The organism is Phenylobacterium sp. RIFCSPHIGHO2_01_FULL_69_31, from assembly GCF_001824475.1.
GTDB lineage: Bacteria > Pseudomonadota > Alphaproteobacteria > Caulobacterales > Caulobacteraceae > Phenylobacterium.
Map to the genome: position 1 here is coordinate 175,577 of NZ_MHXN01000028.1, position 22,566 is coordinate 198,142.

Below are 22,566 nucleotides of genomic sequence, written 5' to 3' on the forward strand. Positions count from 1 at the left end.
CCCGGCCATCCACGAACCGTGCAGGCCGCGCAGGTGGGATTTTCGCCCCCAAGCGACCCCCGCCGCAGAGCCTTCGTGGATGGTCGGACCCGGTCCGGCCGCAGTCTCGCCCAATGGGGGAAGGTGGTTGCCTTGCCGGCAGAGGTTCGCCAAGTCTTCACCATGGCCACCCGCGTCCCACCGGGGAGGATGTTCCTCCAGGCGTTGATCTCGATCCTCGTGGCCGCCTTGCTGGTGGGGGCGGCCACTGCGGCGCGTGCCGCCCTGGGCCCCAAGCTGGGCGCCCTTTCGCCGTTCATGCTGTACGTCGCCGCTGTGCTGGTCGCCGGCCTGGTCCGCGGGCCGGTCTGCGGCGCCCTGGTCATGCTGGGCGGCGGTGCGGTGGGGTTCACGCTGTTCCTGGACGGCGCGGCGCGCGACGGATCGGTGGTAGCCCTGATGATCTTCTGGGGCGTGTCGGCCCCCGTCCTCGTCACCGCCAACGAGCTGCGGGTCCAACTCGGCCGCGCCATGGCCCGCCTGTCGGACGCCCTCGAGCGAAGAAATCGCATCACCCCTTAGGCGAATCGTCGGGTTGCGGACTCAACCGCGCGGGGAAGGGTGTATAGTGACGCCTCATCGGCCCGGTCCCCCGGCGCCGAGGACCGAGAAACGTGCCGCTTCAGTTTCTCCCGCCTTTTCAGCTTGGGAGTCCCGGGATGTCGCTTTTCACGTTCTATCCCTGTCGGCCGGACGGCTCGTCGTCCGCGTTCGAGACCATCGACTGCCGCGACGATAACGACGCCCTGTCCCGCGCCCCCAAGGTGCTTGAAGAGCATCGGAGCGCCGTCGAGGTCGTCATCTGGCAGGGCGAACGCCGCGTCGGCGCCCTGGTCCGGGCCACCAGCGCCGCCTGACGCGCACGCGGCCTTGCCCTCGGCGGCCGCATCGGCCAAAGGCTCGGGCATGCCCAAGGGCCAGGCCTCAGACTCCGTTTCCGATCCAGTCGCCCCAACCCCCGTGGTCCGCGCGCCGCGCGACCGTGCGGTGGCCGCTGTCCGCCTGATGGCCCTCGTCAGCGTCGCCCTGGCGGTGATGTGCGTCTGCCTCGCCTTCGCCTGGAGCGCCGAGCGCGACGCCGCCGCCTGCTGGCGCACCGCCGCCGAATTCCAGTACCAGCCCGAGGACGAGTGCCGCGGCTAGTCGCGCGGCGGCGGTGAAACGGGGGGTGAGCGCGTGCTGAAGACGATCCTGACGGCGGCCGCGGCCTTGGCGCTCGCGGGGCCCGCCGCGGCCGAGACGGTGCTCTATCGCAACGCCACCCTCATCGACGGAACCGGCGCGCCGGCCCGGCCGGGCATGTCCGTCCTGGTGGAGGGCGAGCGGATCGCCGACGTCCAGCCCGCCGACCGTCTCAGCCCGCCCCCGGGCGCCCGCGTCGTCGACCTCAGCGGCAAGTACCTGCTGCCCGGCCTCATCGACAGCCACGAGCACCTGGCCACCCCGCCCAACCGCCGCCAGGCCGAGGCCAGCCTGCGGCGCGACCTCTATGGCGGCGTCACCGCCGTCCGCGACATGGCCGACGACCTGCGCGCCGTGGCCGAGCTCGCTCGCGCCTCGCTGCGCGCCGAGATCCCCGCGCCCGACATCTACTACGCCGCCCTGATGGCCGGTCCCTCGTTCTTCGCCGACCCGCGCACCGTGGCCGTCAGCTACGGCTACAAGCCCGGCCACACCCCTTGGATGCAGGCCATCGACGAGTCCACCGACCTGCGCGAGGCGGTCACCCTGGCCCGCGGCACGTCGGCCGTGGCGATCAAGATCTATGCGAACCTGCCCGGCGACCTGGTGGCGAAGATCGCGGCCGAGGCGCGCCGCCAGGGGATGCAGGTCTGGGCCCACACGGCGGTCTATCCTGCGACCCCCGCCGAGGTGATCGCCGCCCGGCCCGACGTCATGTCGCACGCCTGCTCCCTGGCCCACCAGGCCCTGGGCACGCCCGCCAGCTATCAGTCGCGCACGCCCATGGACCCCCAGCCCTTCGTCGGCGGCGACAATCCGGTCACCGCCCTGCTGGTCGGCCAGATGAAGGACAGCGGCATCGTCCTCGACGCCACCACCAGCATCTACGCCCATCTGGAGGCGCAGGCGGCCAAGACCCCCGGCGCCCGCAAGCCCCTCTGCACCGGCGCCATGTCGGACGGCCTGGTCCGCCAGGCCTGGAAGGCCGGGGTCGAGATCGCCGCCGGCACCGACTGGGTCGCCCCCTACGATGATCCCTGGCCCACCTTGCACCACGAACTGGCCGCCCTGGTGAAGCTGGGGATGTCGCCGGCCGAGGTGATCCGCGCCGCCACCCTGAACGGCGCCCGGGCCGCGGGCCAGGCGCGCGACCTGGGTACGGTCGAGGCCGGCAAGCTCGCCAACCTGATCGTCACGGCCAAGGATCCTACGGCCGACATCGCCAACCTCAAGACGCTGGACGTCACCATCAAGCGCGGCCGCGAATACCGCCGCGCCGACTTCAGGCCGCTCACCCGCGACGAGATGGAAGACCGATGAACCGCCGCACCCTCCTCGCCCTGTCGGCCGCGACTCTCGCCGCCCCCGCCATGGCCGCCGACCGCGACCCGCTGGCGGGCCTGACCGTGATCAACGCCCTGGGCGGGCTGCACGACCCCAACTTCCCCGAGCCGCCCAAGCCGGGGCTGACCCCGCGCATCCTCAAGGACGCCCAGGCCTCGGGCCTGACCGCGGTGAACGTCACGCTCGGCTACGTGGCCGGCCCGGACGAGCCGTTCCAGAAATCCGTCGCCGAGGTGGCCCAGTACGACGCCCTCATCCGCGCCCATCCGGCCGACCTCCTGAAGGTGCTCACCGCCGCCGACATCGCCCGCGCCAGGGCCGAGCGGAGAGTGGGGCTGATCTACGGCTTCCAGAACGCGGCCATGATGGGCGACGACCCGGCCCGGGTGGACATCTTCGCGGACCTCGGCGTTCGCATCGTCCAGCTCACCTACAACCTGCGCAACCAGCTCGGCGACGGCGCCATCGTCCCCGAAGGTCGCGGCCTCACCCCCTTCGGCCATCAGGTGGTCGAGCGCCTGAACGCCAATCGGCTGATGGTCGACCTCAGCCACTCCGGCCGCCAGATCTGCCTGGACGCCGCCCGGGCCTCGAAGCAGCCCATCTCCATCAACCACACCGGCTGCCGCGCGCTCACCGACCTGCCGCGCAACAAGACCGACGAGGAGCTGCGGCTGGTGGCCGAGCGCGGCGGCTTCGTGGGCATCTATTTCATGCCCTTCCTGAACCTCTCCGGCCACGCCCGCGCCGTGGACGTGGTCGCCCACATCGAGCACGCCCTGAACGTCTGCGGCGAGGACCACGTGGGCATCGGCACCGATGGCGGGACCACGCCCATCGACGATCTCGAGGCCTACAAGGTCGCCCTGCGCAAGGAGCATGAGGATCGCAAGGCCAAGGGCATCGCCGCACCCGGCGAGCGGGCCGACACCCACCCCTTCGTCGACGACCTGCGCGGCCCCGACCAGTTCCGCAAGCTCTACCGCCTGCTCGCCGAGCGCGGCCACAAGCCGGCCCGCATCGAGAAGATCCTCGGCGGCAACTTCGTCCGCTATGCGAAGGACGTATGGGGCGCCTGAACCGCCCGGGCCTCTCCCTCGCCCTGGCGGTCGCCGCGGGCCTGATCGCCTACGTCTGGCTCCAGGGGCTGCCGTCCCAGGGGCCGAAGCTCACCCTCACGCCGGTGGTGGCCAGCGTGCTGAACGATGCCGGCACGCCCGCCTCGGGCGCGGTCCGGCCGGACGTGGTTGTTGTGATCTTCACCGACTACCAGTGCGCCATCTGCAAGCGCACCGACCCGGCGCTCGGCCGCCTCCTGGCCCGCGACCCCGGCGTGCGGGTGATCTGGAAGGACTGGCCGATCCGCGGCCCCGCCTCGGACTTCGCGGCCCGCGTCGCCCTGGCCGCCCATCGCCAGGGCCGCTACGTCCAGGTCCACGACGCCCTGATGGCCGCCCGCGGTCAGCTGACGCCCGAGCGGATCACCGACATCGCCTACCAGGCCGGCGCCGACCCCACCCGCCTCGCCGCCGACCTGCAGCAGCACGCCCGCGCCATCGACGAACAGCTCGGCCGCCACCGGCTCCAGGCCTTCTCGCTGGGCCTTCAGGGCACGCCCGCCTACCTCGTCGGCCCCTACCTGATCCAGGGCGGGCTCGACGACCGCGCCCTGGCTGCCGCCGTCCGGAAAGCCCGGCGCGCAGGCCCGCCCAAATGAAACCGTCAGGGCCCCTCGCGCGCTTCTCCGGGGTCACCAGGAACCCGACCCCATGCGCCTCACAGCCCTGACGGCTCTCGCCGCCGCCGCCAGCCTCGGCCTTTCCGCCTGCAACACCGGCTCCGGCGACGGCGGCGCGTCCCAGCGGGCCGAGGACGCCGCCGGCGCAGGCGCCGCGCCCGCCGCCGACGCGACCACCGGCGCGGGCGGCGCGGTCACCGGCTCCAACGACCAGAACCCCGCCGGCGCCGGGGCCACGACCGGGGCCACGCCCGGCGATCCCTCCGGCGCCATGGGCTCCACCAGCCCGGCTCCGGATCCGGCTGCTACCGATGCGCCGCCCACGGCCCCGCTGAAGTAGACGCGGACCTAACGCACCTCCCAGCCGCGCGCCATCAGCCAGCGGCGCGCCGCCTCCGCCGCGTCCGGTCCCTGGGTGCCGGGGATCGGCTGGATCACCGCCCCCTCGGCGTTGATCAGGATTACGCCGCCCGAGCTACCGTCTGCGCGCACATAGCCCACGGCGCTCTCCCGCGCCCGCTGCCCGGTCCGCGCCACGTACAGCGGCCACTGGAACACCACCTGGAGGTCCGCGTCCTGGCGCGGCGTCGTCCCCGGCGCGGTCCCACCGGGCGGGTAGGTGCGCTCGCCCGCCCGGGGCGGCTCAGGCGCCGGCTCCGGCTGGCGGGCGGTCTTGGCCTCGCATCCCGCCAGCATCAGCGCCGCCGCCAACCCCGCCGCCTCGCGGCGCCCACGTCTCGTCATCAGCCGCTCCTCGCTCCAATCGCGACGGCTGGCCAGCACGGGTGCGACAGCCGGACACCGACAATTAGCGCGATGAGACCGTCAGGTTTTGCAAGATCATCTGAGTGATCGCGTCCTGCGCCCGGCGCACGGCGGCATCCTCTTCCAGGGGCGTTGGGCTTTCCAGCTGCCTTCGGGCCGCCACCCGCGCCCTCGCCATGATATCGGCCTCAACTCTTGCCACGTCGCCGGGATCGGCGGCGTCCTTCTGTGCGAGGAAGGAGGCTTCCGCGGGCGTCCTGATCAGGTCGGCAAGTTCCTTGGCCAGAGCCTCGATCGCCGCCGGTGTGGGCGAGGGCGGGGCGGGCTTCGTGATCGCGATATAGATCGTGCTCGTGTCGATCCTGGAAGCGCTTAGAAAGCCTTTGTCCGACGGTCCCTTGAAGCGCCTTCGCGTAAAGTTGGGGCCAGCCGCGGCGGCCCACTTCACCGTGAACTTCGCCTGGCTCGCGAAGCTGCTGGTTCGTGGATCGACGACGGCATAGGTCGGGACGTACGGCGGCGTCGGAGAGACTGGCTTTCCATCTGCCATCGGTGTCTGCGGTAGGATCGAGCGACGGTCGAGCAGGCTTTTGAAGCCGAACTCGCCCTGGCCGCCTTCCTGGGTGTCGTCGCAAGCGGCCTGGTGCGTCCAGTCGCCGAGCTTGAATACGGCGTCCTCGGTCAGACTGCGCTCGCGCTTCTTTGAGATCTCCCCGCCCAGGACTGTCGTTCGGTTGAGCGCCGGCACGGCCGCCGAGGGATCTACGAAGTTCAACGTCGGCGCTGCGCCGACATTGTCTTCCGCCTGTGTCGTGAGCTTCACCGCCAGCACGAACTTGCCGGCATGTAGATGATCGAACGACTTGGACTTGGTCACTTCGCACAAGGCTTGCCGGATCAGCAGATGCGATTGCTGATCCCGTTCCGTTCGGAACTCAAGAGACGGAACACCCGCGCACCCCGACGTCACGACAGCCAGACCGGCCCAAAGTGCATGCTTGAACACAATCGCCCCCCGCGTTGCGTGTTCAGCAACCTTTGATCGCATAACAAGGAAATGCAAGCCTCGCGAGGCTTGCACGCCATTACCCGTTCCTCCCCCACGTCTTTCCTCCGGCCCTTCCGCGGCTATCTAATCGCGCAAACCGGAGGTCCGCCCATGTGCCGCAACATCAAGACCCTGTTCAACTTCGACCCCGCCGCCACGGACGACGAGATCCGGGCCGCCGCCCTGCAGTTCGTGCGCAAGCTCTCGGGGTTCAACACGCCCTCCAGGGCCAACCAGGCCGCTTTCGACGCGGCCGTGGAGGAGGTGTTCCAGGCCGGCCACCGCCTGCTCCACGCGCTGGAGACCCAGGCCCCGCCCCGCGACCGCGAGGTGGAGGCCGCCAAGGCCCGCGCCCGCAACGCCGAGCGGTTCGGCCACAAGGCGCCCGCCTGAGGTCGCACCCTTCCCACGCCCTCCCGGCGCCTGTCTAATGGCGGGCCGGAGGACTTCATGCCCGACTCCCGTCTGATCCCCGCCGCCGTCGTCGGCGGCCTGCTGGCCCTGGGCCTCGCCGCCGCCGGCCTGTTCGTGGCCATGGGGCTGAAGGACGTCCGCACCGGCGACCGCAGCGTTACGGTGCGCGGCCTCTCCGAGCGGATCGTCAAGGCCGACCTCGCCGTGCTGCCGCTCAAGTTCGCCGCCGCCGGCGACGACCTCCAGGCGGTGCAGGCCGACGTCGACCGCTCCACCGGCGCCGTCCGCGCCTTCCTCGCCGCCCAGGGCTACAAACCCGCCGAGATCGACCTCGGCCGCCTTGAGGTCACCGACCAGTTCGCCCGGGAGTACCAGCAGCAGAACGTCGCCGCCCGCTACCGCGTGGCCCAGACCGTCATCGTCCGCACCACCAACGTCGACCGCGTCCAGGCTACCACGCGCCAGCTCGACCGGCTGATCCGCCAGGGCGTGGTGCTGCAGGATTACGCCGGCCCTTCCTATCTCTTCACCAAGCTCAACGAGGTGCGCCCGGCCATGATCGCCGAGGCCACCGCCAGCGCCCGCACCGGCGCCCAGCAGTTCGCCCGCGACTCCGGCGCCGCGCTCGGCGGCATCCGCTCCGCCAGCCAGGGCTCCTTCGAGATCCTGGGCCGCGACGAGGTCGGCTACGACCCATCCTCCCAGGTCTTCAAGAAGGTCCGCGTCGTCACCACCGTCAGCTACGCGCTGCGATAGGGCGGCGCCCGGGCTTCCCCGCCAGCGGGCCCAGACCCTGGCGCCGATCCCGCTGCGTCCCCACGTCCACAGCAGCGCCGCGAAGAGGCGTTGCAGGGGAGGGGCCATGTCAAATCGCGATCTGCGCCGCAACGCGTTCGCCGCCGAAGCCGCCGCCGCCCGGGTGGCGTATGCCCGGGGCGACCTCGACCTGGCGTTCCACCACCTGGAACGCGCCCACGTCCTCGGCCAGCCCTGGGCCGGCGCCCATAGCTGGGCCCACTGGATGATGCTCCGCGTCGGCTGGCGGCGTCGCGACTGGCGCGAGGTGCGCGGCCAGGTCCTGCGGCTCGCCGCCGGTGGGCTCCTCTCGTGGATGGGCCGGCTGCCTGCGGGCAACACCGGCGGCGCCGACGTGCCACCCGAGACGCCCATGCCCCCGCCGCCGGACCTGGCGGAGCTCTGCCGCTAGGGCGCCGCGTCAGGTCTAGGCCGCCCCCGCCCTGTCGGCCGCCGCCAGCAGGCTCGGGATCTCGTCCAGAAGCTCGCGCGCCAGGAACCCCAGCGGGCCAATTCGCTCCGCCAGGCGCGCGCCCGCCGCTCCGTGAAGGCAGACGCCCCACGCCGCGGCCGCCAGCGGAGAGGCCCCGCGGGCCAGCAGGCCGCCGACCACGCCCGCCAACACGTCTCCGGAGCCGGAGGTGGCAAGGCCGACCACGCCATCGCTATGGCGCCAGGCGCGGCCGTCGGGCGAGACGATGAAGCTGTCGGAACCCTTCATCACCACGACGGCCTGGGCCGCACGCGCCAGCCCGCGCGCCATGCCGAGCGGATCGTCCTCCACCGCCTCTCGCGGAACGCCTCGCAGTTTGGCCATCTCGCCGGCGTGGGGCGTGAGGACCAGCCGGCCGGCCAGGGCCCTCACGCGCCAATCCTCATAGTCGACGCCGGTCATCGCCGCCGCGTCCAGCAGGAAGGACGCGCTCGTGGCCGCCCCCATCATGTCCAGAGCCAAGGCGCCAGCGCTCTCGGGGTCCATCATCCCCGGTCCGACTACCACCGCATCGGCGGCCTCCACGCGCGGCTGAAGCTCCCCGGCTCCGCCCGGCCCCAGTTCGCCGCTGTGGGCCTCGTCCAGGCCAATGACCGCGGCCTCCGGCACGGCGACGCCGAGGGTCATGGCGGCGGCGCGCGTCGTGGCGAGCTGCAGCTTGCCGGCCCCAGCCCGCAAGGCCGCCAGACCCGTCAGCAGCACGGCGCCGGGAACCGTGTTCCCGCCGCCGACGACCAGGACCTGGCCACGGGACGACTTGTCCACTGTCCCCGCGAGCGAGGGCAGAGCGAACTTGCCGATGTTCGCGAGCGAGATCTCTTCCGGTGCGCTCACCGCGCGGCGACCGCCGCATCCGGCGACGAGGTCACCGGGGCGCCCGCCTGCTCCAGCGGCGTGGCGAAGTTGTAGCGTACAAGTCGCAGCGCCCCGTCCGGCGGAAGGGTCGGATCGAACCGGTACTCCGTCACCCCGCAGTTGGCCACGTCGCCCTCGGCGTCGATCGCCATCAACGCATCCTCGGTCATGTCCTCCACCAGGTAGCGCAGGCAAAGCACCACGACCTGGTGGCCGACGATCAGCACCCGCTTGCCGGCGTAATGCAGGCTGATGGTGTCCAGCGCGCTGCGCAGGCGCAGGATCACGTCGCACCAGCTCTCCCCGCCGGGCGGGCGGTGATAGAACTTCCCAAGTTCCCGCCGGTACTGCGCCTGTTCCGGATGCAGTTCGCGAATGCCCGAGCCGGTAAGGCGATCCAGGATCCCGAACTCCCGCTCGCGGAGCCGCTCGTCGGCCGTGGGCTGGACGGCGTCCGCCGCCAGGCCGCCGGCCTCGGCGACGAGCCGCGCCGTGGCCCGTGCGCGGGCATAGGGGGACGACAGCAGGATCTGGGGGCGCTCCGCCACCGGCAGGCTGGCGAACCAGGTCCCCAGCGCCCGGGACTGCTCCTCCCCCAGGCGGCTCAGCGGCACATCCACGTCGCGGTCGGCGATATCGATCCGCGCCAGCCCATCGGCATGCGCCCGGTCCCGGGCCACGTTCCCGGCGCTCTGGCCGTGACGCACAATCCAAAGCCGCTCCGGCCAGCGCGATCTCATGGGACCGCAAACGCGGAAGGTCACGGGACGGTTCTCGCCGTTGCTGTGGCGCGTTGCCCAACAACCATTGTTCTCAGAGCGCCGCATCGGGCGCAGGATGCGGCGCAGTCAGTCCATGGGAGCTGAGCTTGACCTCACTTACGCACCTGATCGGAGCCGTTTCCGCGGCCGTTCTGGCAGCCTGCGCCAGCACGGCGCGGGCGCAGCACGCTGGCCACCAACATGACCTCGGCGCCGTGTCCTTCGAGACCGCTTGCGCGCCCGCGGCACAGAAGCTGTTCGATCGCGCCACGGCATGGCTGCACTCGTTCGAATACGAGGAAGCGGAGAAGAGCTTCCTCCAGGCGGCCGACGCGGACCCCGCCTGCGCCATGGCGCACTGGGGCGTCGCCATGAGCAATTATCATCCGCTCTGGGCCCCGCCCACGCCGGCGGAGCTGGAGAAGGGCGTCGCCGCCGTGGCCAAGGCCGAGGCGATCGGTGGAAAGACGGAGCGCGAACGAGCCTACATCGCCGCGACGGCGGCGTTCTTCAAGGACGCCGCAGGGCGGCCGCATCTGCGTCGAATGCTCGACTACCTCGCCGCGATGAAGGCGCTGCACGAGCGTTACCCGCGCGACCGCGAAGCGGGGATCTTCTACGCCCTCGCCCTGATCGCGGCGGGCACGACGGATTCGGACGAGTCCTATGCCCGGGAACACGAGGCGGCGCGCATCCTCAACGCCGCCCTTGCGGAGGAACCAAACCACCCCGGCGTGGCCCACTACCTCATCCACAGCTTCGACTACCCCGCGCTCGCCCACTTGGCGCTCCCGGCTGCACGCAGCTATGCGGGCATCGCCCCGGCTTCGGCGCACGCCCAGCACATGCCTTCCCACATCTTCACGCGCCTGGGATTGTGGGAGGAAGCGATCGCCTCGGACCGCAAGGCGGAGGCGGCCGCTAAGGCCTATGCCGCTCGCCATGGGATGCCAGGGGCCTGGGACGAGCAGCTGCACGCAATGGATTACCTCGTCTACGCGCACCTGCAGTTGGCGCAGGACGACCGCGCAAAGGCCGTCCAGGATGAACTGGTCCGGCTCAGACGCGTGGATCCACCCAACTTCAAGGTGGCTTACGCCATGTCGGCCATCCCGGCGCGGATCGCTTTGGAGCGGCGTCAGTGGGCGGAAGCAGCCGCCCTCACCCTGCCTGCCGACAACAGGGGCGCCGTGCCTTGGGAGCGGTTCCGCTGGGCAGAGGCCCATATCCATTTTGCCCGCGCGATCGGTCTGGCGCGTTTGGGCCGACCCGGCCCCGCGGCGGAGGAGGTCGCTGCGTTGGAGACGATCGAAAAGAGCCTCCCCGCACGTCCCGGGGAGTATGACTGGGGCGCGCAGGTGGGCATTCACCGGCAAGTGGCCGCCGCATGGGTCGCTCTCGCAGAGGGCCGCCGAGACAGCGCCCTGACGCTGATGAAAGCCGCCGCCGACATCGACGACGCCACGGAGAAGCATCCCGTCACGCCCGGTGCGATCCTCCCGGCGCGCGAGCAACTCGCCGAGTTGCTCCTGGAGCTCGGCCGACCGGCCGACGCGCTCCGGGAGTACGAAGCCTCGCTGCAGCGGGCGCCGGGAAGGCTTGCAAGCCTTACAGGCGCCGTCCGGGCGGCCGAGGGAGCGGGACAGGCGCGAAAGGCGCGGGAATACCGCGGCAAGCTCCCACCCTGTGGGGCCGGCTGCCAACGCCCTGAACTTCTCGCCTTGGCGGCCGCGCAACGGCCGAGCGTAGAGCTTCGCGACTAGAGCGACCGAGGACAATTCGCGCCGCCCCACCCCTCACGCCGAGGCAACGCCGCGCAGGGCGGTCCATGAGGTGGGGCCATGCCAGCAGCTGGCGCCGGGGCGCCAACGCCGGCGACGGCGTAACCATTCGGGGTTGATCGGACCGGAGGCCGACGCTGCAGGGTCCGCAGGATCAGAGCAATTTCGACCTGCGCGCAACCAGCGGCGTCTTTGTGCGCTCGCTCACCGGCACGAACCCATCCGAGGCCCCTCTTGCACCGGACTGACGCAGATCTCGCCCTATTGGAACTGCTGGCCGCCCTGCGGCGCCGGGGCTACCGATTCGTCACCCCGACCAATTCGACCTATCGCATCGTCTTGCGCCGGCCGGACAAGCGGATCGGCCGCGACCTTCGTGACGTCCTGGGCTGGAGCCTGCCATTCTGTCCAGGCTCCATCGACGAGGAGGTGGAAACGCTGCTGGCGAGGGCCGGCTGTCTTGCGGCGGTCGACAGCGGCGTCAAGGCGACGGTGCGCGTTTCCGAGGTCCAGTCGCAGCTGTTCCTGCACTCCGCTTACCCGCCGGACGCCGACGCTGTGTTCCTGGGGCCCGACACCTACCGGTTCGCCGAGTTTCTCCGGAGCGAACTTTCAGCGGCTTCCCGTCCCATCGTCCGTATCCTCGACGTGGGGGCTGGCGCCGGAGTTGGCGGCATCATCGCAGCCCGCCTTACGGGCGCGTCTGACGTCGTGCTCAGCGACGTCAACGCGCGCGGCCTCCACTTGGCCAGCCTGAACGCTGCGCACGCCGGGACCCCCGTACGCACGGCCCTGGGCGACAGCCTCGGGGGCCTGGAAGGGCCCTTCGACCTCGTCATCGCCAACCCACCATTTATCGCTGACGACGGCAGGACCTACGCGGACGGCGGACACGACGGGACCGCGCTGTCGCTCCGCTGGGCGTCGGAGGCGCTTACGCGGCTCAGCCCCGACGGCCGTCTTCTCATGTACACCGGCGCTCCGATCGTTCAGGGCGAGGATGCCCTGCGGGAGGCGTTGGCGCGGGCTGCGAGCGCTCATTCGATGCGGTTCGCCTACCGTGAAATCGACCCTGACATTTTCGGCGGCGAGCTCAGGCGAGCCGCCTATGCCAAGTTCGAGCGGATCGCCGCGGTCGGCATCGTTATCGGACCGGCGCGCGAGATCGGCGCGGCCTGACGCGCCAGCGCCTTGCCAGCGCCGGGTCCCTACTGCTGATCGCCTTCCTCAGCAGCGTCCTCCCGGATTTCGTCGGCGCCAACAAAGGCGGCGCCCGCCTCGTCGAGCACCCACATGCCGACGAACGACGGGTCTGCGGGTTCAAGCTCTTCGTCGATCAGGTCGCCTTCGTGGATCGCGACGTTGCTATAGTCGAAGTCCAGGGCCAACTGCCCGGCCAGGCCAAGCATCTCGTCCGCCATGCGGCGTGCGTATCCGACAGCTTCGCTTTCGTTGGCGAAATCATCCACAAGCGTGTTGACCTCGGCCGCATCGCTGCCCTGGGCAGCACTGGTCGTGACGATGGTGTAGGCGGGCATGGATGAGCTCTCATGGTGGGAAGCTTCCACCTAGCCCGTTTGTCGTCCGAGCGGGCGACAAACTGAGCGAACGCCGTCTCGACGACCCGGCGACGCGCAGCGCAGCGCCGCGGCCGCCCCAACCAAAAACCCCGCCGGCCGTGGGGCCGACGGGGCTTTGTCATCTTAAGTCCTGAACCGTCGGACGCTCAGTAGCCGTTGATGCGGGCGTAGCGGTCGCGGTGGAAGGCCTGGTTGCCGAAGGCGGCTTCGGCAGCCCGGGCGCGCTTCAGGTAGAAGCCGGCGTCGTGGGCGTCGGTCATGCCGATGCCGCCGTGCATCTGGACCATCTCGTTCGACACCAGGTGGAAGGTGTCGCCCATCTTGGCCTTGGACAGCGACACCAGTTCCGGCACGTCCGGGGCGTCGTTGTCGATGGCGGTGAGAGCGGCTTCCACCGCCGAGCGGGCCAGCTCCAGCTCGGTGAACATCTTGGCCGCGCGGTGCTGCAGGGCCTGGAAGCTGCCGATCACTTGGCCGAACTGCACGCGGGTCTTCAGGTAGTCCAGCGTGATCTCGAACGCCTGCGTCGCGGCGCCCAGCATCTCGGCGGCCAGGCCCGCGCGGGCGCGGTCCAGCACCTTTTCCAAGAGTTCCGCGCCGCCGGTCAGCTTCTCGGCCGCCGCGCCGTTGAACTCGACGTTCGCCGCGCCGCGGCTGTCGGCCAGGCTGAGCTTGGTGCGCTTCACGCCGGCGTCGTCGGCCTTCACCAGGTAGAGCTCGATCTTGCCGCCCTCGGTCGCGGAGACGACGAAGACGTTGGCCGCCATGCCCTCGATCACGAAGGTCTTCTTGCCGGTCAGCTTGCCGCCCGAGACCGTGGCCTCGACCTTCTCCGGCCGGTGGTGCGGGCCCTCGTCGACCGCCAGGGCGGCGACGGCGGAGCCGTCGGCGATCTTCGGCAGCCACTCGCTCTTCTGCGCGTCCGAGCCGCCCAGGATCAGGGCCGAGGCGCCGGCCAGGCCCGAGGCGATCAGCGGCGAGGCGGTCAGCGTGCGGCCCAGCTCTTCCAGGACCAGGCCCAGCGACAGGTAGCCGAAGTTCGAGCCACCGTATTCCTCGGGGATGATCACCCCGGCCCAGCCCATTTCCGCCATCTCGTTCCAGGCTGCGACGTCATAGCCCAGCTCGGCCCCGCTATCGCGCATCTTGCGGAAGGCGGTGACGGGGGACTTCTCCTGCACCCAGCTCTTGGCCGCGTCACGCAGCATGCTCTGTTCTTCGGTCAGAACGGCCATCTTTGTTCCTCGTGAAATTCGTTCGCGTGTTTCAAATGATCGGAGCGCGCAGGCTTCAAGCCCGCACTCTCACTTCGATTGCGTAAGGTCAGGCAAGCCCAGGATGCGCTTGGAGACGATGTTCGACTGAACTTCCTGGCTGCCCCCGAAGATCGTGAAGGCCTTGCCGTAGAGCCAGGCGCGGACGATCTCGAGTTCGTCCTTCTGGAAGGTCTCGCCCTCCCAGCCCAGGCCCTGGTGGCCCATGATCTCCAGCGTCAGCTCGTGGCGATCCTGGGCGAGCCAGGTGCCGGCGTTCTTCATGATCGAGGTGGCCGCCGACGGGCCGGAATTGCCCTTGGACTCGGCCATCACCCGGAACGCCGTCTGCTGGAAGACCTTGGTGTCCATCATGTTGCGGATGATGCGGTTGCGCAGGTCCTGGTCGTCGATGCGGCCCTTCTCGTCCACGCCAACATACTTCTTGGCCAGGTCCGCCAGCGAGGGGCCCATCATGCCGCCGCCGCCGCCCATGCCGGAGATCCCGCTGCGCTCGTGCTGCAAGAGGCGCTTGGCGATGGTCCAGCCGCCGTTCAGCGGGCCCAAGAGGTCCTTCTTCTCAGCGCGCGCGTCGGTGAAGAACGTCTCGGCGAAGGGCGCCATGCCGTTGATCAGCACGATCGGCCGCACTTCGACCCCCGGCTGGTCCATCGGGAACATCACGAAGCTGATGCCCTCGTGCTTCTTGGTGTTGTCCGTCCGCACCAGGCAGAACATCCAGTCGGCGTACTGGCCGCCGCTGGTCCAGATCTTCGAGCCGTTGATGATGAAGTGGTCGCCCTTGTCCTCAGCCTTGGTCTGAAGCGCGGCAAGGTCCGAGCCCGCGCCGGGCTCGCTGAAGCCCTGGCACCACTGAAGTTCGCCGCGGCAGATCGGCGGGATGTGTTCCTGCTTCTGCGCCTCGGTGCCGTACTCCAGCAGCGTGGGGCCGAACATCATCACGCCCATGCCGCCGATGGGGTTATAGGCGCCGGCCCGGGCGAACTCGCCCTGCACGATCCGCGCCTGGGCGCCGGAAAGCCCGCCGCCGCCGTATTCCTTGGGCCAGGTGGGGGTGCCCCAGCCCTTCTCGCCCACCGCCTTGCGCCAGGCTTCCTGCTCGGGGGTCGGCGGCGCGCCGCGCTCCTCCCGCGCCATCGGGTTGGGCTTGCCCTTGAGCGAGGCCGGGAAATTCGCCTCCACCCATTCCCGGACTTCCTTGCGGAAGGCCTCCAGGTCAGTTCCGCCAAAATCGGCCATTTGAAATTCTTCCTTTTCTCAATTCTTCGCTCGTCATCCCCGGGCTTGTCCCGGGGATCCAGACCCGCCGGCCTCCGGGGAAAATTCCCGGACGCCCGCGCCTCTGGATGGCCGGGACAGCCCCGGCCATGACGAATTCAAGAGCGGCAGCTTACCCCGCCTGCGTCGTATCCGGCAGTCCGAGAATCCGCTTCGAGACGATGTTCGACTGCACCTCCTGGCTGCCGCCGAAGATGGTCCAGGCCTTGCCCGACAGCCACGACCGCACGGCCTCCAGCTCGTCCTTGGCGAAGGCCTCGCCCTCCCAGCCCAGCCCCTGGTGACCCATGATCTCCAAGAGCAGCTCGGCCCGCTCCTGCCCGATCCAGGTGCCGGAGTTCTTCATGATCGAGGTGGCGGCTGAGGGGTTCACATTGCCCTTCGATTCCAGCCGCGCCCGCTCGATGGTCAGGGCGTGGGCCCGCGCGTCCATCCGGTTCTTCACCACCCGGGTGCGCAGGTCGGAATCAGCGATCCGGCCCTTCTCGTCCACGCCGACGTAGCGCTTGGCCAGCTCGGCGATGTCGGCCCCGCCGGTCATCCGCCCGCCGCCCTGGCCCGAACGTTCGTGTTGCAGCAGGCGCTTGCCCACCGTCCAGCCGCCGTTCAGCGGCCCCAGCATGTCGTTCTTCTCCACCCGCGCGTCGGTAAAGAACGTCTCGCAGAAAGGAGAAGACCCGGCGATCAGCCGGATCGGCCGCACCTCCACCCCCGGCTGATGCATGTCGATCAGGACGAAGCTGATCCCCTCATGCTTCTTCGACGTATCCGTCCGCACGAGACAGAAGCACCAGTCGGCATATTGCGCCCCGCTGGTCCAGATCTTCTGGCCGTTCACTTTCCAGTGGTCGCCCGCGTCTTCGCACTTGGTGGTCAAGCTGGCCAGGTCGCTGCCCGCGCCCGGCTCGGAATAGCCCTGGCACCAGCGGATCTCCCCGCGCACGATCGGCGGCACGTGCCGGCGCTTCTGGTCCTCGGTGCCGTATTCCAGCAGCGTCGGGCCGAACATCGACGTGCCCATCCCCGCCATGGGGTTATAGGCGCCGATCCGGTCCATCTCCTGGTTCAGCACCCGCGCCTCGGCCGGCGTCAGCCCGCCCGCGCCATATTCCTTGGGCCAGGTCGGCGCGCCCCAGCCCTTGTCGGCCATGCGCTGTTTCCAGACCAGGTGGTCGCCCGTCGGCTTCACCCCGCCCGCGATCATCCGCGGCCCCGCCTCCGGGTCCGCCCGCAGCGACGGCGGATAGTTCGCCTCCAGCCAGTTCCGCGCCTCGATGCGGAACGCGTCGAGGTCCGCACCACCGAAATCCGCCATCACATCCTCCCTCGGTCCACCGGCTTCGATACCGTTTTTTCTATCCTAGCATCGGGATGCGGAGGCGGGGAGGGGGTGTGGCGCGGGTAAGGTTTGAGCCAGTTGGTTAGTCGGGACGTCCGCTCGGCGAGCCCACAATCGCAACACGACCGGACGGCAGCGGCAGTCCTCAAGCCGTGCGTCTTGGTGCTACGGCGTGGATGCCGGGTGCGGAGGCCGCGCCGCAACCTTTAAATGCGGCCGCTATGCCAAATGGCTTGGTAAGCCGTCATCAGGTGAGATTCGGACCAGCACATAACTTTCGCGCGGTGCGGAGAGATAATCATGGACTATGCGCTTGCGGAAGGAGGCAGTAGCCGATCGGCCAACAAGCGGAGCAATTTGAAGGGATTGTAGATATTCTTCCGAGATATCTCGCGCAACTTTTCCCTTTATGAGTTGGCCGTCGGATCTAAATTCAAAGCGGCGTGCTGCGGGCAAAATACCCTCCAGAACCCCACGCAAACTGACTTCGCTGTCCTCGATGCTCGCATGCGCAATACGCTCATATGCACGACGTAGCGGCTCGTATCCCAAGTCAGCCACTCGATCCGGGAGCGCTACTTGCAGCGTGGCGTCGCCCTCTGCGATCGTCTTGATCAAATCTCGCACGTTCCCAAACAGGCGCTCGTTCACCTCTTCAATGGCTGTAGCGGCTTCCGCTTCATCTGCGGAAGCGATCCTTTCGACAAGGGTCACAACTTCTTCGGAAGCGACCTTCAGCGAACTATCGAGCCACTGTGTTCGGTCCGGGTCGACCTCTTCCAGGACAAATCCAAACGAGCCGTGGGTCACGCCTGTAATGTGAAGTGATGACAGTTCGGAGGCCGGTGCCGGACCTCGTTGACCAATATGTCCCCGGGCTGCATTCAGTGCGAAAGAAGTTGAAACAGCGCGTTGAAATGCATCAAGGGCCTTGGTGCCGAAAGATGCTTGGATCGACGAGGAACCATTTACTGGGCGACCGTTGAATACGAGAGCGACTTCCGCCTTCGTCCCTGGGAGCCGCGCTAGTTCGCCTAACTCTTCTTCGAGTTGCGCAATTCGGCTCTCCAATCCTAATCGTCCGAGTACGTCACCTGCACGCGCCGTTTCCAACGCCGCGCGCAATGACGACAACTCGGCTGTCAGGCGTTGTCGTTGGAGGATCGTCGCCATCAGGCGATACCTTGAGCAAGAATTTGGCCGAGTAGCACCTGGTCAGCTTGCTCGCCTTCGTCGAGGATTTGAACAAACCCCTTCCAAACGCCGTTTCGACGATGAGAAAAGACGGCGTGCCAATAGCAAATACTGTCAATGTCGATGCCTATATCTAGGTCTTGGAGATAGTGGTCGCATCTGAAGGCTGCTTTGGCCTGAGGTGCGTGAAACACATCTAGGTTCGCGCGGACAAGCGCATGGAAGTCGGCGTCTGACTTGGCTGCCGCAGGTCGCCAAATGAATGACATCACGTCGATGTCTCCTGGGGGCCGACCTTCGCTGGCCTCAATGGCTTCTATAAAGCTCCCATCGAGCCATTGCCGCTGGATAATAACGCCAAGGGTCCGCAAACGGCTTCGCAAATTTATGAAGCCGACGAGGATGGCCCTTCTCGCCGGCGAAGACCCGAATTCAGTCACCACCTCGGCCATCGAGGCTGCGTAGGGTGAAAAGCCTAATGGCTGCCCGGGCCAATCGCCAACGTACGGCGGCAAAATGTTTGTGGCCGTTAAAGACGGAACTGCCAACAGTCTCCCCCCCCAAGCTCTGCAATATGGCGGCGCGGAGGTCGGAAAAGCAACCTGCGCGAGCGGCCTGCAAAGCGCCGCGCTTCTCTGGCGCACCAATGAATGGGTATTAGTGTTTGCTGCAGTGCCGGTGGGCTCCCTCCCGACACCGCGACAAGGTCCAATTCTGCAGCCATGGCAACGACCGCTACCGGCATACCAGCAACTAATCGGGCGGCCTGGGCCGATATGCGATCTCCCGCATATGTTGTCGGGCCCGCTTGAGATTATTGTCGAGGTGGATGACTGTGTCGAACCCTGTCTCCTTCCCGAGGCGACGGTAGTCAAACACCACGTCGAAGGTCTCATCACCTGAGCGAACGCGCCAGGCGACAAACTTCTTGAAGTGGTCGGTGATGATCGGCGGTGGCTTCAGCGGCGATGTTTCAAGATTTTCTACAACTGCGTCGAGGACATGGGCGATGTATATTTCGTCTTCGCCTCGCGCCCGATGTTTTAGGAAGTTAGCGCTGGCTGCCTCTCCACAGAGAATGGTGCAATTGCTCACGACCACATAATCTTGGCCGTGATCAACGAATGTGTGTTCGATCGCTTCCCGATGGTCGACAGTCCGCCAGTCGACAGACCAATCCGTGATGAACTCAGGATCCTCGAACCGCTCTTGGAACGGGTTCGACACTGTTAAGAGCGCGGCGTTCACATCCCTTAACGCCTTGTCGGGGTCGGTGCGAAAATCAGCATAGAGCTTGTCGCGCAGGAAGAGTGGCATCTCGCAGTCGTCGATCCGGCAGGGGATAATGATCGACCGCTTCTCCTCGATCTCCCGCACTAAGACGGCGTTCAACTCCCGACGACACCAGCCCGACTCGATAGAATTTTTCGAGATGACAACCATCACCGCGCTCGACGCGGTCAGAGCCTGCTCGATCTTCTCGGTTAGGGAGTCTCCAACCTTCAACTCCCAGCGATCCACCCAGATATTGTGTTTCAGCATGACGAGGTTCGCCGCAAGCGTGTCGACAAACGCTCTGTCGGCTTGGCTGTAGCTAATGAAGACGGGCATCGCGGTCGAAATCCGGGAGCTAGGAACTCAGGGGCAGGGGCAAGGTCAGCTACGTATATCTTCAGACCCGAACCGGATCGCGAACAATGCTCCGATTGCCGGCGTCGCTTGCAGGGAATGCCGGCCCTAGAAGGGCGCCTTGGTCGGAAGTCGGGCGGCTGAAGTGATCGTTCAACTGCCGCTTACCGGTCTCGAATTAAGCTCCGCAACTTGCGCAACGGCGCCCCTCAGAAGAACAACTTCCTGAACCCCACGCTCACCACCCGCCCCGTGGGGTCGAGTTCGTCCGCCAGGTAGCCGGCCGGCGTGCGCCCGCTCATGTCGCGCACGCTCTGGCGGGCGTCGAACAGGTTGGTCACCGAGAAGGTGACGCGGGAGCCGCGCATCCAGGGGTGCTTGGCCACCAGTTCGCGGTTGGCGCCCAGGTTGGCGAACAGGCGCAGGTCCACGCGGGCGATGTCGCCGAAGCGCAGGTCGCCGGTGGGGGAGGAGGCGGGCGCCTCCACCGTGGTGGCGCTCTGCCAGGTGGCGCTGATCCGCGCGCCCAGGCCGTTGCGGGTGACCCCCGCCTGGGCCTCCACCTCGTGCCGCGGCTGGCCGCCGCCGGCGCCCGCCGCCGAGCCTTCCAGGAGGTCGAACACCGGCCCGCCCTCGCGGACCAGGATCTGATCCTTGAAGTGCACCGTGTGATAGACGGCGAACTGGATCCGCCCGCCGGCCCCGCCGCCGCCGCGGAAGCCGCCGCCCGGACCGCCCCCGGGGCCACTAGGGCCGCCCCCAGGGCCGCCCGGCCCGAAGCGCGGCGCCTCGCCGCCGCCGGCCCCAGGCTCGGCCGCCGCCCGCGGGGCCTCGGCCCCCGGCGGGGCGCTGGGCGCGGTGACATCGGCCGCCGCCGGTTCCGGCCGCTCGGCCGGCGGCTGGGGCGCAGCGTCGGCCCCGCCGCCCGCCGCCCGCGGCCCGGCGCCGGGCCCGAACCTGCGCTGCGGCTGCGGGCCGAAGGGGCGCGAATAGTTCAGGCCCCAACGCAGGCTCTCGGTCTTCGTCTCGGCGAAGTTCACCGGCCGGTAGTCCACCTGGATCAGCTCGCCCGCCGCGTTGCGGAGGAACCGGTCGGGGAAGGCCGCCTCGATCTCGGCCGTGGCCGCGGGGAAGGTGGCGATGGGATTCTCGGTGCGGCTGCGCACATAGTTGGCGCTGAGGGTCAGGTCCTGTTTCGTGAACGGCTTCAGGGTCAGGCCCACCTTGGTCACGTGGCGCTGGTCGCCCACGAGGCCCGCATTGCCGCCGTCCACCCGCAGCACCTCCACCGTGCGGCCGGTGGCGTAGTCGAAGATCCGCGCCGCTTCGGTGGTCACCTGCGGCCCGCCCAGTTGCGCCATGGTCGGCGCCCCGTCGTCGCGGCTGTGGGAGACGATCAGGCTCACCCCCGTGATCGGCCGCCAGTTGGCGCCCACGCCCACGGTGGTCAGGGTCCCGAAGTCGGACAGCTCGTTCACCGCCGCATTGGCGTTGACCGACAGCTCGCCCAGGAACGGCAGGACGTCCTTCTTGCGGCTGGCCAGGGGCACGTCGACGCTGCCCTGGGCGCTCAGGGTGTTGCGCGACAGGTCCGCATCGCTCTCCACGCCGAGGCGCAGGGTGTCCGACTTCAGCCAGCTCGCCGCCTCGCCGATCTTGATCGAGGTGCGCACCGGGCCGGCCGGCAGGTCGAAGGCGGGACCGGCCGCCACGCCCTGGATGTTGAACCCGTCGCTCACCGACTGGGCCTTGTTGCGGCCCCGCTCGGCCACCAGCGCCGGCGCCCAGGGCCCGAACGGCGAGCCCGCGGTCCCGGCGTTCACCGCCTGCTGCAGGGCGGTGATGTCCACGCCCACGTCGCTGCGGGTCAGGGACGTCGCGTGGTCGTAGTTGGCGGTCAGCGACAGCCGCCACTTGTCCAGGTCCTTGTTCAGCGAGCCGCCCAGACCGGCCGTCCAGCCCTGCGTCGTCTGGGCCAGCGGCCCGAACGTGGTGACGTAGCGGTTCAGGGTCACGTCGGTGGCGAAGGGCGAGAAGGGGTCGGTCGACGGGATCGTCAGGCTGGCGCCCGGCAGGCCGCGCAGGGACTCGCTGCTGGTGGCGCCGAACTCGGCGGTCAGCGTGCCGCGGAAGTCGTTGGGCAGGGTGCGGGCCAGCACCGCGCTGCCGGTCACCGACTTCGTCTCCGGGACCAGGGTGCGGAAGGCGCCCACGTCGCTGGCGTTGGCGACCCCGGCTGTGGCGGTCAGGTCGCTCAGGGCCAGGGCCTGGCCGTTCAGGGCCGTCAGCGGCAGGCCGGCCACCGTCACCGGCTGGCCGGCGAGGGCGCTTAAGCCCGGGTCGATCTCGGCGCCGCGCGTGGCGCCCGTCAGGTTGCCGGTCAGGTCGAAGGGTTGGCGGCCGGCGGCGGCCCCCACGGTCCGCTCGTCCTCGGTGATCGACGAGGCGCCCTGCACCTTCAGCACCAGGTTCAGGCGGTTGTCGCCCTGGATGCGAAGCTGGTTCAGGCTGGCCTGGCCGGTGGCCTGGCCGCCCTCGGTGGGCCCGCCGCCGCTGGCCTCGGCGGTCAGCGCGTTGAAGCGCCGGCGCAGCACGATGTTCACCACCCGCTGGTCGGCCGTGTAGCCATAGGCCAGCGCCGCCTCCTCGGGCAGGATGTCGACGCGGATGATCGCCTCGGTGGGGATGTCGCGGATCTCGCGGAAGCCCGAGATGCGCCGCCCGTTGAGCAGCACTACCGGCGCCTCACCGCCGCGGCCGCGGTTGCTGGCGATCTGGGGCCCCAGCGCGACGAGCAGGTCGGCCACGGAGCTGACGCCATAGGCCTGGATCTCGGCCGGGCGCAGCTGCACCTCCGGCTGGATGTCGCCGACCACCGCGCCGGGCAGGGGCCGCTCGCGCGTGCCCACCACCACCAGTTCCTCCACAGTCTCGTCGGCGTAGGGGTCCTCGTCCTCGGGAGCCGGCGCCGGGGCCGCGGACTGGGGCGCCTCCTGGGCGTAGGCGGGCAGGGCGACGCTGGCCAACAGGGCCGCAAGCAGGGTGGCGGCCGCGGCG

The 22,566-nt window shown here is 69.0% G+C and carries 23 protein-coding genes; 11 read left to right on the plus strand and 12 right to left on the minus strand.

All coding sequences use genetic code 11. The annotated features are described in order from the left end of the window. The first annotated feature begins 698 nt into the window (after positions 1-698). The 6 genes from A2790_RS15040 to A2790_RS15065 are packed head-to-tail and all read left to right on the plus strand — an operon-like array spanning position 699 to position 4,643. Positions 699-896: a hypothetical protein gene (locus tag A2790_RS15040; RefSeq protein WP_293393226.1), complete on the plus strand. Its 198-nt coding sequence runs from the start codon at positions 699-701 to the stop codon at positions 894-896. Between the two features lie 49 nt (positions 897-945). Then, entirely contained in the window at positions 946-1,182 is a 237-nt protein-coding gene (locus A2790_RS15045) for a hypothetical protein (RefSeq protein ID WP_293393228.1), read from the plus strand. A 33-nt stretch (positions 1,183-1,215) separates the two neighbouring features. Continuing rightward, positions 1,216-2,541, plus strand: a complete 1,326-nt coding sequence (locus A2790_RS15050) for an amidohydrolase family protein (protein WP_293393230.1) — start codon at positions 1,216-1,218, stop codon at positions 2,539-2,541. Beyond that, positions 2,538-3,644, plus strand: a complete 1,107-nt coding sequence (locus A2790_RS15055) for a membrane dipeptidase (RefSeq protein ID WP_293393232.1) — start codon at positions 2,538-2,540, stop codon at positions 3,642-3,644. The genes A2790_RS15050 and A2790_RS15055 overlap by 4 nt, the downstream gene beginning before the upstream one ends. After that, positions 3,632-4,282: a DsbA family protein gene (locus A2790_RS15060; RefSeq protein ID WP_293393234.1), complete on the plus strand. Its 651-nt coding sequence runs from the start codon at positions 3,632-3,634 to the stop codon at positions 4,280-4,282. The genes A2790_RS15055 and A2790_RS15060 overlap by 13 nt, the downstream gene beginning before the upstream one ends. Before the next feature lie 52 nt (positions 4,283-4,334). Continuing rightward, the gene (locus A2790_RS15065; protein WP_293393235.1) at positions 4,335-4,643 is read left to right on the plus strand and encodes a hypothetical protein; all 309 of its coding nucleotides are present in this window, start codon (positions 4,335-4,337) and stop codon (positions 4,641-4,643) included. Positions 4,644-4,651: 8 nt separating this feature from the next. On the opposite strand, the gene A2790_RS15070 is transcribed toward A2790_RS15065, so the two are convergent. Together A2790_RS15070 and A2790_RS15075 are read right to left on the minus strand one after the other, a co-directional pair. After that, positions 4,652-5,047 carry a hypothetical protein gene (locus A2790_RS15070; RefSeq protein ID WP_293393237.1) on the minus strand — a complete coding sequence of 132 codons (396 nt, stop codon included), beginning with the start codon at positions 5,045-5,047 and terminating at the stop codon, positions 4,652-4,654. A gap of 64 nt (positions 5,048-5,111) precedes the next feature. Further along, positions 5,112-6,074: a hypothetical protein gene (locus A2790_RS15075; RefSeq protein ID WP_293393239.1), complete on the minus strand. Its 963-nt coding sequence runs from the start codon at positions 6,072-6,074 to the stop codon at positions 5,112-5,114. A gap of 153 nt (positions 6,075-6,227) precedes the next feature. Between A2790_RS15075 and A2790_RS15080 the strand changes: the two genes are divergently transcribed. From A2790_RS15080 to A2790_RS15090, 3 genes are all read left to right on the plus strand, one after another. Further along, positions 6,228-6,509, plus strand: a complete 282-nt coding sequence (locus tag A2790_RS15080) for a DUF2277 domain-containing protein (RefSeq protein ID WP_293393241.1) — start codon at positions 6,228-6,230, stop codon at positions 6,507-6,509. Positions 6,510-6,566: 57 nt separating this feature from the next. Continuing rightward, entirely contained in the window at positions 6,567-7,286 is a 720-nt protein-coding gene (locus A2790_RS15085; protein ID WP_293393243.1) for an SIMPL domain-containing protein, read from the plus strand. 106 nt (positions 7,287-7,392) lie between these two features. Continuing rightward, positions 7,393-7,737, plus strand: a complete 345-nt coding sequence (locus A2790_RS15090) for a DUF3703 domain-containing protein (RefSeq protein ID WP_293393245.1) — start codon at positions 7,393-7,395, stop codon at positions 7,735-7,737. Between the two features lie 15 nt (positions 7,738-7,752). Here A2790_RS15090 and A2790_RS15095 read toward each other — a convergent pair whose 3' ends face one another. Both A2790_RS15095 and A2790_RS15100 read right to left on the minus strand, forming a co-directional pair. After that, a complete protein-coding gene (locus tag A2790_RS15095) occupies positions 7,753-8,652 on the minus strand; it encodes an NAD(P)H-hydrate dehydratase (RefSeq protein WP_293393247.1) in 900 nt (299 codons plus the stop codon). Continuing rightward, positions 8,649-9,380 (minus strand): histidine phosphatase family protein, encoded by a 732-nt coding sequence (locus tag A2790_RS15100; RefSeq protein ID WP_293393249.1) that lies wholly within the window; start codon positions 9,378-9,380, stop codon positions 8,649-8,651. The genes A2790_RS15095 and A2790_RS15100 overlap by 4 nt, the downstream gene beginning before the upstream one ends. Before the next feature lie 161 nt (positions 9,381-9,541). On the opposite strand from A2790_RS15100, the gene A2790_RS15105 reads away from it, so the two are divergent. Further along, entirely contained in the window at positions 9,542-11,197 is a 1,656-nt protein-coding gene (locus tag A2790_RS15105) for a hypothetical protein (RefSeq protein ID WP_293393251.1), read from the plus strand. Between the two features lie 252 nt (positions 11,198-11,449). After that, positions 11,450-12,394, plus strand: coding sequence for a methyltransferase (locus A2790_RS15110; protein ID WP_293393253.1), 945 nt, complete (start codon positions 11,450-11,452; stop codon positions 12,392-12,394). A 29-nt stretch (positions 12,395-12,423) separates the two neighbouring features. Here A2790_RS15110 and A2790_RS15115 read toward each other — a convergent pair whose 3' ends face one another. From A2790_RS15115 to A2790_RS15150, 8 genes are all read right to left on the minus strand, one after another. Further along, a complete protein-coding gene (locus A2790_RS15115) occupies positions 12,424-12,753 on the minus strand; it encodes a hypothetical protein (RefSeq protein ID WP_293393255.1) in 330 nt (109 codons plus the stop codon). 188 nt (positions 12,754-12,941) lie between these two features. Beyond that, positions 12,942-14,030: an acyl-CoA dehydrogenase family protein gene (locus tag A2790_RS15120; RefSeq protein ID WP_293393257.1), complete on the minus strand. Its 1,089-nt coding sequence runs from the start codon at positions 14,028-14,030 to the stop codon at positions 12,942-12,944. Between the two features lie 69 nt (positions 14,031-14,099). Then, positions 14,100-15,308, minus strand: coding sequence for an acyl-CoA dehydrogenase family protein (locus A2790_RS15125; protein ID WP_293393259.1), 1,209 nt, complete (start codon positions 15,306-15,308; stop codon positions 14,100-14,102). 151 nt (positions 15,309-15,459) lie between these two features. Beyond that, complete coding sequence (locus A2790_RS15130; RefSeq protein WP_293393261.1) at positions 15,460-16,662, minus strand: acyl-CoA dehydrogenase family protein; 1,203 nt, start codon at positions 16,660-16,662, stop codon at positions 15,460-15,462. A gap of 243 nt (positions 16,663-16,905) precedes the next feature. Further along, positions 16,906-17,859: a hypothetical protein gene (locus A2790_RS15135; protein ID WP_293393263.1), complete on the minus strand. Its 954-nt coding sequence runs from the start codon at positions 17,857-17,859 to the stop codon at positions 16,906-16,908. Next, entirely contained in the window at positions 17,859-18,332 is a 474-nt protein-coding gene (locus tag A2790_RS15140; RefSeq protein WP_293393265.1) for a hypothetical protein, read from the minus strand. The genes A2790_RS15135 and A2790_RS15140 overlap by 1 nt, the downstream gene beginning before the upstream one ends. 301 nt (positions 18,333-18,633) lie before the next feature. After that, on the minus strand, positions 18,634-19,491 hold the full coding sequence (locus tag A2790_RS15145; protein ID WP_293393267.1) for a toll/interleukin-1 receptor domain-containing protein: 858 nt from the start codon (positions 19,489-19,491) through the stop codon (positions 18,634-18,636). Between the two features lie 227 nt (positions 19,492-19,718). Continuing rightward, positions 19,719-22,566, minus strand: a 2,848-nt coding sequence (locus A2790_RS15150; RefSeq protein WP_293393269.1) for a TonB-dependent receptor, incomplete at its 5' end; no start/stop codon positions are given.

Bases quoted from the DNA above. Each gene is read 5' to 3' on its own strand.
- A2790_RS15090 (WP_293393245.1), top strand. From the start codon at position 7,393: ATGTCAAATCGCGATCTGCGCCGCAACGCGTTCGCCGCCGAAGCCGCC.
- A2790_RS15135 (WP_293393263.1), bottom strand. From the start codon at position 17,859: ATGGCGACGATCCTCCAACGACAACGCCTGACAGCCGAGTTGTCGTCA.
- A2790_RS15140 (WP_293393265.1), bottom strand. From the start codon at position 18,332: ATGGCCGAGGTGGTGACTGAATTCGGGTCTTCGCCGGCGAGAAGGGCC.
- A2790_RS15055 (WP_293393232.1), top strand. From the start codon at position 2,538: ATGAACCGCCGCACCCTCCTCGCCCTGTCGGCCGCGACTCTCGCCGCC.
- A2790_RS15125 (WP_293393259.1), bottom strand. From the start codon at position 15,308: ATGGCCGATTTTGGCGGAACTGACCTGGAGGCCTTCCGCAAGGAAGTC.
- A2790_RS15115 (WP_293393255.1), bottom strand. From the start codon at position 12,753: ATGCCCGCCTACACCATCGTCACGACCAGTGCTGCCCAGGGCAGCGAT.
- A2790_RS15080 (WP_293393241.1), top strand. From the start codon at position 6,228: ATGTGCCGCAACATCAAGACCCTGTTCAACTTCGACCCCGCCGCCACG.
- A2790_RS15070 (WP_293393237.1), bottom strand. From the start codon at position 5,047: ATGACGAGACGTGGGCGCCGCGAGGCGGCGGGGTTGGCGGCGGCGCTG.
- A2790_RS15045 (WP_293393228.1), top strand. From the start codon at position 946: ATGCCCAAGGGCCAGGCCTCAGACTCCGTTTCCGATCCAGTCGCCCCA.
- A2790_RS15040 (WP_293393226.1), top strand. From the start codon at position 699: ATGTCGCTTTTCACGTTCTATCCCTGTCGGCCGGACGGCTCGTCGTCC.
- A2790_RS15120 (WP_293393257.1), bottom strand. From the start codon at position 14,030: ATGGCCGTTCTGACCGAAGAACAGAGCATGCTGCGTGACGCGGCCAAG.
- A2790_RS15085 (WP_293393243.1), top strand. From the start codon at position 6,567: ATGCCCGACTCCCGTCTGATCCCCGCCGCCGTCGTCGGCGGCCTGCTG.
- A2790_RS15060 (WP_293393234.1), top strand. From the start codon at position 3,632: ATGGGGCGCCTGAACCGCCCGGGCCTCTCCCTCGCCCTGGCGGTCGCC.
- A2790_RS15065 (WP_293393235.1), top strand. From the start codon at position 4,335: ATGCGCCTCACAGCCCTGACGGCTCTCGCCGCCGCCGCCAGCCTCGGC.
- A2790_RS15145 (WP_293393267.1), bottom strand. From the start codon at position 19,491: ATGCCCGTCTTCATTAGCTACAGCCAAGCCGACAGAGCGTTTGTCGAC.
- A2790_RS15130 (WP_293393261.1), bottom strand. From the start codon at position 16,662: ATGGCGGATTTCGGTGGTGCGGACCTCGACGCGTTCCGCATCGAGGCG.